This window comes from Xenophilus sp., from assembly GCF_044462705.1.
In the GTDB taxonomy this organism is placed as follows: domain Bacteria; phylum Pseudomonadota; class Gammaproteobacteria; order Burkholderiales; family Burkholderiaceae_C; genus Xenophilus; species Xenophilus azovorans.
On sequence record NZ_JBIQNC010000020.1, the window covers coordinates 1 to 9,075 of the forward strand.

The 9,075-nt window shown below is 72.1% G+C and carries 11 protein-coding genes; 6 read left to right on the plus strand and 5 right to left on the minus strand.

What is annotated here, in order from left to right; all coding sequences use genetic code 11:
- Nucleotides 1-193 precede the first annotated feature (193 nt).
- Together ACIY1X_RS05680 and ACIY1X_RS05685 are read left to right on the plus strand one after the other, a co-directional pair.
- Nucleotides 194-844 (plus strand): trimeric intracellular cation channel family protein, encoded by a 651-nt coding sequence (locus ACIY1X_RS05680; protein WP_399678773.1) that lies wholly within the window; start codon nt 194-196, stop codon nt 842-844.
- A gap of 19 nt (nt 845-863) precedes the next feature.
- On the plus strand, nt 864-1,385 hold the full coding sequence (locus tag ACIY1X_RS05685) for a GNAT family N-acetyltransferase (protein WP_399678775.1): 522 nt from the start codon (nt 864-866) through the stop codon (nt 1,383-1,385).
- Nucleotides 1,386-1,399: 14 nt separating this feature from the next.
- Here ACIY1X_RS05685 and ACIY1X_RS05690 read toward each other — a convergent pair whose 3' ends face one another.
- The 4 genes from ACIY1X_RS05690 to ACIY1X_RS05705 form a co-directional block, all read right to left on the minus strand.
- Complete coding sequence (locus ACIY1X_RS05690; protein ID WP_157007737.1) at nt 1,400-1,684, minus strand: hypothetical protein; 285 nt, start codon at nt 1,682-1,684, stop codon at nt 1,400-1,402.
- Nucleotides 1,685-1,826: 142 nt separating this feature from the next.
- On the minus strand, nt 1,827-3,341 hold the full coding sequence (locus ACIY1X_RS05695; RefSeq protein ID WP_399678777.1) for a tripartite tricarboxylate transporter permease: 1,515 nt from the start codon (nt 3,339-3,341) through the stop codon (nt 1,827-1,829).
- A gap of 10 nt (nt 3,342-3,351) precedes the next feature.
- Nucleotides 3,352-3,894 carry a tripartite tricarboxylate transporter TctB family protein gene (locus ACIY1X_RS05700; RefSeq protein ID WP_399678780.1) on the minus strand — a complete coding sequence of 181 codons (543 nt, stop codon included), beginning with the start codon at nt 3,892-3,894 and terminating at the stop codon, nt 3,352-3,354.
- Nucleotides 3,895-4,113: 219 nt separating this feature from the next.
- A complete protein-coding gene (locus ACIY1X_RS05705) occupies nt 4,114-5,073 on the minus strand; it encodes a Bug family tripartite tricarboxylate transporter substrate binding protein (RefSeq protein WP_399678782.1) in 960 nt (319 codons plus the stop codon).
- A gap of 121 nt (nt 5,074-5,194) precedes the next feature.
- Between ACIY1X_RS05705 and ACIY1X_RS05710 the strand changes: the two genes are divergently transcribed.
- The 4 genes from ACIY1X_RS05710 to ACIY1X_RS05725 all read left to right on the plus strand — a co-directional run bounded on the left by ACIY1X_RS05710 (nt 5,195) and on the right by ACIY1X_RS05725 (nt 8,714).
- Nucleotides 5,195-5,875 carry a response regulator transcription factor gene (locus tag ACIY1X_RS05710; protein ID WP_038201181.1) on the plus strand — a complete coding sequence of 227 codons (681 nt, stop codon included), beginning with the start codon at nt 5,195-5,197 and terminating at the stop codon, nt 5,873-5,875.
- Nucleotides 5,876-6,002: 127 nt separating this feature from the next.
- Entirely contained in the window at nt 6,003-7,424 is a 1,422-nt protein-coding gene (locus tag ACIY1X_RS05715; protein WP_399678785.1) for a sensor histidine kinase, read from the plus strand.
- A gap of 41 nt (nt 7,425-7,465) precedes the next feature.
- Nucleotides 7,466-7,888 (plus strand): RNA-binding S4 domain-containing protein, encoded by a 423-nt coding sequence (locus ACIY1X_RS05720; RefSeq protein WP_399678788.1) that lies wholly within the window; start codon nt 7,466-7,468, stop codon nt 7,886-7,888.
- 10 nt (nt 7,889-7,898) lie between these two features.
- Nucleotides 7,899-8,714 carry a PPK2 family polyphosphate kinase gene (locus ACIY1X_RS05725; protein ID WP_399678791.1) on the plus strand — a complete coding sequence of 272 codons (816 nt, stop codon included), beginning with the start codon at nt 7,899-7,901 and terminating at the stop codon, nt 8,712-8,714.
- Here the strand turns inward: ACIY1X_RS05725 and ACIY1X_RS05730 are convergent.
- The coding region (locus tag ACIY1X_RS05730) for a gamma-glutamylcyclotransferase (protein WP_399678794.1) at nt 8,620-9,075 on the minus strand (456 nt) is incomplete at its 5' end. The genes ACIY1X_RS05725 and ACIY1X_RS05730 overlap by 95 nt on opposite strands.

A 9,075-nucleotide genomic window follows, 5' to 3' on the forward strand; every position in this document is an offset into this window, starting at 1 on the left:
CCGCAGGAGCGCGCAGTGAGTTCTGCGCCGGCCCGGCCGCGCGAGCATCGCAGGGCAGTCGGCGCAAAGCGCAGACCGCTCCACCGAAGCGCCACCGCCCCCTCACCGGGGCCTGGGCCGGACCACAGCCCATGGCCCTGAAGAAACCCGGCCCACCGTACCATCGGCCTCCCCCGCTCCGCCTCAACGCTCCATGCCCGCCACGCCGCTCGCCCACGTGCTGACGCTGTCCAACGCCCACACCCTCGTCGAGGCCGCCGGGACGCTGGCCTTCGCGCTGTCGGGCCTGCTGGAGGCCGCGCGCAAGCGGCTGGACGCGGTGGGCGTGGTCATGGTCGCCGGACTGGCGGCCTTCGGCGGCGGCACGCTGCGCGACGTGCTGCTCGACCGGCGCCCCTTCTTCTGGGTGCAGCACGGGCTGTGGCTGTGGGGCCTGCTGGCGCTGTGCATCGCCGCCATGCTGTTCCTGCGCGCGCGGCACTTCGCCTGGACCGAGCGCGCCATGCAGTGGCCCGACGCGCTCGGCATGGGCCTGTTCGCCGCCAGCGGCACGCAGATCGCGCTGGCCGCCGGCATGCCGGCGCTGGTCGCCGTGCTGATGGGCGTAATGACCGCCGTGTTCGGCGGCGTGCTGCGCGACATCGTGTGCAACGAGATCCCCCGCGCCTTCTCCGACCACCGCCCCTATGCGCTGTGCGCCTTCGCCGGCGGCTGGGTGGTGGTGGCGGCGCAGGGCGCCGGCCTGGCCGACTGGCTGGGGCTCACCGTGGCGGCAGCCACCGCCGCGCTGCTGCGCGTGCTGGCCGTGCTGTGCGGCTGGACGCTGCCGGCGTGGAGAACATGAGCCACCCACGGACGCCCCCATGACTTCCCCTGCCTTCACCCTGCGCCCCGCCACGCCCCAGGACGTGCCCGCCATCGTCGGCATGATCCGCGAGCTGGCCGAGTTCGAGCGGCTCGAACACCTGATGGAAGCCACGCCCGAGCGCCTGGCCGCGCAGCTCTTCGGCGAGCGGCCCGCGGCCGAGGCGATGGTGGCAGTGGCGGACGACGTGGCGGACGGCGCGGCCGCCGGCTACGCCCTCTTCTTCCCGACCTTCTCCACCTTCCTGGCCCGGCCCGGCCTGTGGCTGGAAGACCTGTACGTGCGCCCGGCATGGCGCAGCCGGGGCCTCGGCCGGGCCCTGCTGGCGCGCGTGGCCGCACTGGCCGCCGAGCGCGATTGCGGCCGGCTGGAATGGAGCGTGCTCGACTGGAACCGGCGCGCCATCGCGCTCTACGAGGGGATGGGCGCCACCGTCATGCCGGACTGGCGCATCTGCCGCGTGACCGGCGAGCGGCTGGCGGCGCTGGCCGCAGGTGGCGACGCCGCCGCCGAAAACTGAGAGGAAGACCGGCCTCAGCGCCGGTCCGAGGCGAGCCGCTGTGCGCGCGCGACGGCGGCCTCCAGCACCTGCAGTTCGGTCGGGCTCGCGCGCATGCGCTGGGCCTCCTGCTTGAGGATGCCTCCACCCTCGTCGCCGGCCAGGCTCTGCAGCTGCGACTGCAGTTCACGCCGCCTGCGCACCAGCGCGACGGTGGGGGTTTCCTTGGTGCGGCGCCCGACGCGGCGCCAGATGAGCACGGCGGCGATCACGACGATCAGCGCAGCCGCGATCCAGGCCAGCAAGGTCCAGAGGGTCATCGATGGGTGGGTGTTCGGCGCGCGCGGCAGCGCGGCCATGCAGGAACAAAGACAGTCGAGTCTAGGGGCACACCCTCTCGTGTGCGGAGAGTGTTTCTCCTTGCAACATTCTCATTAGCCGCCGATGGCCCGATGCCTCCGCTCAGGCCGCCTGCTCGCGCAGCCGGCGCTGCGACATGCGCTTGGCCACGCGCGGCAGCACCAGCACCGCCAGCACCACGACGATCAGCGCCAGCGACATCGGCCGCTGCAGGAACACCAGCGGGCTGCCTTCGCCGATGGACAGCGCGTTGCGCAGCTGCGCCTCGGCCAGCGGCCCGAGGATCATGCCCACCACCACCGGCGCCGTCGGGAAGTCGAAGCGCCGCATGATCACGCCCAGCACACCGATGGCATAGAGCAGGAACAGGTCGAAGGCGCTCTGCCGCATGCCGTAGGCGCCCACCGTGGCGAAGATCAGGATGCCCGCGTACAGCTGCGGCTTCGGGATCTTCAGCAGCTTCACCCACAGGCCCACCATCGGCAGGTTCAGCACCAGCAGCATCACGTTGCCGATGTACAGCGACGCGATCAGCGCCCACACCAGCGCCGCGCTGGTGGTGAACAGCTGCGGCCCCGGCTGGATGCCGTAGTTCTGGAACGCGCCCAGCAGGATGGCGGTGGTGTTGCTGGTCGGGATGCCCAGCGTCAGCAGCGGGATCAGCGCCGCCGTCACGGTGGCGTTGTTGGCCGCCTCGGGGCCGGCCACGCCCTCGATGGCGCCGGTGGTGCCGAACTCGGCCTTGTCCTGCGGGTCCTTCGCCAGCTTCTTCTCGGTGGCGTAGCTCAGGAAGGTCGGGATCTCGGTGCCGCCGGCCGGGATGCAGCCGAAGGGCGTGCCAATGGCGGTGCCGCGCAGCCAGGCGCCGATGGAGCGCTTCCAGTCGCGCCGCGTCATGTGGACGCGGCTCAGGCGGTTCTGGCTCTCGACCACGCGGCCCTCGTACAGCACCGCGTACAGCACCTCCGCCACGGCGAACAGGCCGACGGCCACGAGCACGATCTCGATGCCGTCCAGCAGCTCGGGGACGCTGCCCACGTAGCGGCCCTGGCCCGAGATCTGGTCCATGCCGACGCAGCCCACCGCCAGGCCGACGAACAGCGCCGTCATGCCGCGCAGCGTGCTCTTGCCCAGCACCGCGCTCACGGTGGTGAAGGCCAGCAGCATGAGCATGAAGTACTCGGGCGGCCCCAGCTTGACGGCGAAGTCGGCCACGTAAGGCGCGAACAGCGTGACGATCACTGTGGCGATGGTGCCTGCGACGAAGGAGCCGATCGCCGCCGTCGCCAGCGCGGCGCCGGCGCGGCCGCTCTTGGCCATCTTGTTGCCCTCCATGGCCGTGACCATGCTGGCCGTCTCGCCCGGCGTGTTCAACAGAATGGAGGTGGTCGAGCCGCCGTACATGGCGCCGTAGTAGATGCCGGCGAAGAAGATCATCGAGGCCGTGATCTCCACCTTGGCGGTGATGGGCAGCAGCATCGCCACGGCCACCGCCGGGCCGATGCCGGGCAGCACGCCCACCGCCGTGCCCAGGGCGCAGCCCAGCAGGCACCACAGCAGGTTGGAGAAGGTGATCGCGTGCGAGAAGCCGACCAGGAGCGCGTTGAAGATGTCCATGGTGCCTCCCTCAGAGCCAGCCGCTGTTCGTCAGCCCCGGCAGGCTGATCGCCAGGAACTTGGTGAAGGTCCAGTACACCGGCGCCGAGATGATGAGGCCCACCAGGACGTCGACGATCCAGGTGCGCGGCGCGTTGGCGATGGGCTGCCCGCCGGCCCGCCGCAGCCCCTGCACCGCCAGCAGGTAGCACAGCGCGCAGCTCAGGATGAAGCCGACCGTGGTGATCAGCGATGCGTTCAGCAGCAGCCCGGCAGACACCCAGACGAAGCCCGTCCAGTACGGCGGATGGGCCGGCGCGCCCTCCTCGTCCATCTCGCGGAAGCCGCCGGTGCGCGCCTCCCAGAGGATCCAGGCGCCGCACACCGTGAGCACGACCGCGCACATCCACGGGAAGAAGTTCGGGCCGATGCCGCTGTAGCCGGCATCGGAGGAAATGCCCATGGCGCCCCAGCCCAGCCCCAGGCCGGTGGCGAGGACGCCCAGCCCCACCAGCGTCTGGGGCCAGTTGCCGCCCTGGCCGAGCGCGCGTTCCTTGGTGTTTGTCGTGGTCATGTTGCCTTTCTCCGCCATCGCGCGCGGGCGCGATGGTCAATGCGAGAGAAAAAGGCACGGGCCCCGCTCGCGTGGGTACCGTGCCGAAGCCGGCGGGCCCTTCGGCCCTTGGGCGTGTGACAGCGTGATGCGTCCGTCCTCTCAAGAAAACGCCGGGCCGCCCCAAGTTTTCTTGCCCCCCTCGGGGGCGGGGTGGGCGCAGCCCGGCCCTTGGGGCGCTCAGACCATGCCGGACTGGGTCATGATGTCGCGCAGGTTGGCGAAGTCCTCGTCGACGAACTTGGCGAACTCGTCGCCCGAGAGCACCGCCGGCGTCCAGTCGTTCTTCTTCAGCGCCTCGGCCCACGAGGCCGACTTCAGCGCCGCCAGCACCATGTCGGTCAGCGCCTTCTTCTGCTCGGCCGTGATGCCGGGCGCGCCGTACACGCCGCGCCAGTTGCCGATCTCCACGTCGATGCCCTGCTCCTTGAGCGTGGGCACGCTGCTGCCTTCCAGGCGCGTGCCCGAGGTGACGGCGATGGCCTTCATCTTGCCGTCGGCGATGTAGGGCGCGAACTCGCTGTAGCCGCTGCCGCCGATGGTGACGTTGCCGCCGAGGATGGCCGCCGTCGCCTCGCCGCCGCCGCGGAAGGCCACGTAGTTGATCTTCTTCGGATCGACGCCGACCTGCTTGGCGATCATGGCCGCCGCGATGTGCTCGGTGGCGCCGCGCGAGCCGCCGCCCCACTTGACGCTGCCCGGGTCCTTCTTGAGCTGCGCCACCACGTCGGCCATGGTCTTGAAGGGCGAGTTGGCCGGCAGCACGAACACGTTGTACTCGCTCGTGATGCGGGCGATCGGCGTGGCCTGCGACAGGTTGACCGGCGGCTTGCCGGTGATGATGCCGCCCAGCATCACGGCGCCCATCACCATCAGCGCGTTCGGGTCGCCCTTGGAGCCATTGACGAACTGCGCCAGGCCCAGCGCGCCGGCGGCGCCGCCCTTGTTGTCGTAGGCCACCGTGTCGGCCACCTTCGCGTCCACCATCGCCTTGCCCAGGGCGCGGCCGGTGGTGTCCCAGCCGCCGCCGGGGTTGGCGGGGATCATCATCTTCACGTTGGCCGCGGCGCGGGCCGTGAGCGGCAGGGTGCCCGCGGCCGCCAGCGCGGCCAGGGACTTGAGGAAGGTGTCACGACGCATGTGGAAGGTCTCCTTGACTGATGGATGGCACGCACGCTGCAGGCGCGTTGCGTGGCTATCATGCGCGCCGCTCCTGTCAGTTGGCTGTCCGGCACCTCGGGGAAAACACTGAGCGTTGAAGATGAAAGTGCTCCTGGTCGAAGACGACCCGGCCATGCAGGCCACCCTTCAGCGCACGCTGGCGCGCCGGCAGATCGACGTGCGGCCCTGCGGCGACGGCGCGCAGGCGCTCGAACAATGGCGCGCGCTGGAGCCTGACGTGGTGGCGCTGGACCTGAGCCTGCCCGGCCTGGACGGCCTGCAGGTGCTGGCCCAGGCCCGCGCCGCCGGGCTGCGCACGCCGGTGCTGCTGCTCACCGCGCGCGGCACGGTGGGCGACCGCGTGATGGGCCTGAACGCCGGCGCCGACGACTACCTGCCCAAGCCCTTCGACCTCGACGAGCTGGAGGCCCGCCTGCGCGCCCTGCGCCGGCGCCACCAGGAGGCGCCGGGCGCCGAGCCGGTGCCCACGCCGATGGAGCTGGGCGCGCTGCGCTTCGAGCCCGCCAGCGGCGCCATCTACCTGCGCAGCGAGCCGATGGAGCTGACCCCGCGCGAGCTGGCGCTGCTGCGCGCGCTGATGGCCCGCCCCGGCCACGCGGTGAGCAAGGAGCGGCTGTTCGAGCTGGTCTTCCCGGGCGAGGCGGCCGTGCAGTACGAGGCCATCGAGGTGGTGGTCTACCGACTGCGCAAGAAGCTGGCCGGCACCGGCTGCGCCCTGATGACCCTGCGCGGCCTGGGCTACCTGCTGCGCAAGGAATGAAACCACCCCCGTTTCTCCCGGACTTCGTTCCGGTCGAATCCCCCCTCGAGGGGGCGCACCCAGCGGCCCGGCCAAGCCGGTTCCGCGGGTGCCCCCGCAAAACGACTGCGCCAGACTCGCGCATCCCATGCCATTGAGCACCGCGCCCCGCCGCACCTCGCTGCGCTTCCGGCTGCTGCTGGGCCTGCTGGCGCCGGTGGCGCTGTTCATCGTCATCAACAGCGTCAGCGTCTACCGCCAGGCGCTGGCCGCCGCCACCACCGCCTACGACCGCACCCTGCTGGCCTCGGCCAAGACCATCGGCGAGCAGCTCGACGTGACCGGCTACGACGAGGCCGCCGTGCTGCGCGCCACCGTGCCCTACTCCGCGCTGGAGGCCTTCGAGGCCGACAACCAGAGCCGCATGTACTACCGCGTCTCGACCCAGCGCGGCGAGCTGGTCTCCGGCTTCGAGGAGCTGCCCTTCTGGCACGGGCGCCTGCCGGACCGGCCGCCCTACGCCGCGCTGGTCGACTTCTACGACGACCGTTTCCGTGCCCGCCCGGTGCGCGTGGCCGTGCTGCTGCAGCCGGTGGCCAGCAGCCAGGGCCGCGGCATGGCGGTGGTGCAGGTGGCCGAGACGCTGGAGCTGCGCGAGGCGCTGGCGCGCCGCCTGCTGGTCGACATGCTGTGGCGCCAGCTCCTGCTGGCGGCGGTGATCGCCGGCGTGACGGTGCTGGTGGTGCAGCTCGCCACGCGCCCGGTGCGCGCGCTGGGCCGCGCCATCGAGGCGCGCGCGGCCGGCGACCTCTCGCCCATCGACGCGCCCGACGCGCCGCGCGAACTGCTGCCGCTGCTGGACGCGATGACCGGCGTGATGGGTCGGCTGCAGCGGCTGCTGGATCACCAGAAGCGCTTCGTGCGCGATGCGGCGCACCAGCTGCGCACGCCGCTGGCGGTGCTCAAGGCGCAGGTGCAGTCGGCGCGGCGCGGCGACCTGCCGGCGGCCGAGGCGCTGGCCGACATCGGCGGCACCGTCGAGCGCGCGACGCTGCTGGCCAACCAGATGCTCTCGCTGGCCAAGATCGAGCAGCTGCGCCAGCAGCCGGAATGGGAGACGCTGGACCTGGGCGAGGTGGTGCGCCAGGTGGCGCTGGACCTCTCGCCGCTGGTGGCGGACAAGGCACTCGACTTCGAGCTGGCCGTACAGCCGGCCGCCGTGCATGCGCACCGCTGGATGCTCACCGAGCTGGCGCGCAACCTGCTGCACAACGCCATCAAGCACAGCCCCGCGGGCGGCGGCCTGGCGGTGCGCGTGGCCGTGCAGGACGGCCGCGCCCTGCTGCGCGTGAGCGACGCCGGCCCGGGCATCCCGGCCGAGCTGCGCCAGCGCCTGTTCGCGCCCTTCGCCGCCGGCGACGTGGCGCGCGGCTCCGGCCTGGGGCTGGCCATCTGCCGCGAGATCGTCCACACGCTCGGCGGCGACATCGCGCTGGACAATCGCACGGCGCCCGACGGCCGCGTCACCGGGCTCGACGCGCTGGTCCGGCTGCCGCTGGCGCGACACTGAGCACTTCCCTCCTCATCACACTCCGCCATACACACGCCTTCATGGAGCGCATGCGCATCGACAAGTGGCTGTGGGCCGCCCGCTTCTACAAGACCCGTTCGCTCGCGGTGGACGAGATCGACCGGCACCGCGTGCAGGTCAACGGCGAGAACGCCAAGCCCTCGCGCGAGATCCGGCCGGGCGACACCGTCGCGCTGCGCCAGGGCGATGCGACGCGCACCGTGCGCGTGCTCGGCCTGAGCCTGCAGCGCGGCCCGGCGCCGGTGGCACAGCAGCTGTACGAGGAAACCCCCGAGAGCCTGGCCGCCCAGGCCGCCGCGCGCGAGCGGCGGCACGTGGCCCGCGAACCGGCGCTGGCCATCGAGCAGGGCCGCCCCACCAAGCGCGACCGCCGGCAGCTCGACCAGGCGCGCCACGGCTGGGGCGACCGCTGGAGTGCCAGCGTGGACGACGACATCAAGTAGGCTGCGCACCATGAGCCGCTTCAAGCCCTACCGGGTCGATCCCGGCCGCACCCCCGACCTGTCGCGCATCGACCCGGGCGACACGCCCTTCCTGCGCGGCGGCGGCGAGGACGAGCACCGCGCCGAACTCGACCGCCTGGCCGAGGAGCTGGACGAACTGCAGAACCTGCTGCACGCCGAGGGCCGGCGCAAGCTGCTGCTGGTGCTGCAGGGCATGGACACCAGCGGCAAGGACGGCACCATCCGCTGGGTGTTCTCGCGCACCTCGCCGCTGGGCGTGCGCGTGGCGGCCTTCAAGGCGCCCACCGAGGAGGAGAAGGCGCACGACTTCCTCTGGCGCTGCCACGCCGTGGTGCCGCGCGCAGGCGAGATCGCCGTGTGGAACCGCAGCCACTACGAAGACGTGCTGGTGCCCGTGGTCGAGGGCTGGATCGACAAGGCGGAAACCAAGCGCCGCCACGCCCAGATCAACGACTTCGAGCGCCTGCTGGCCGAGACCGGCACCACGCTGGTCAAGTGCATGCTGCACATCAGCCGCGACGAGCAGCGCGAGCGGCTGCAGGCGCGCATCGACTCGCCGGGCAAGCAGTGGAAGTTCAGCATGGGCGACCTGGCGGTGCGCACGAAATGGGCCGACTACCAGCGTGCCTACGCCAAGGCGCTGGGCGCCACCTCCACCCGCCATGCGCCGTGGTACGTGATCCCGGCCGACAGCAAGCTGCACCGCAACCTCATGATCGCCCGCTTGCTGGTGCGCACCCTGCGCAGCCTGGACCTGCGTCCGCCGCCGGCCGATCCGGCGCTGCAGGGCCTGCGGGTGGCGTAGCCCCGCCGGCCGGCGCAAGGCGCCGGTGCGCGAGCCAGTCGCCGCCCGGCACCACCGGCGCCCCGGCGATGCGCGCGGGGTGGATCTCGTAGACCAGGCAGCGCAGCACCGCATCCGGGTGCACGGCCACGTCGCACTCGCGCCGCAGGTACTCGCCGCTGCCGTCGGGCCGCACGCCTTCCAGCCGGTCCAGCGCCGCTTCCAGCGCCGGCCCGATGCGCCAGACCTCGCCCACCAGCTCGCCCTCGCCCGCCAGCACCGCGCCCGGGTAGGCGCCCAGGTCGTGCATCGTGCCGTGCAGCCGGGCGTGGCCGACCCAGGCCGGCGCCGGCCGCATGCAGCGGATGTCGTTGCTGCCGCC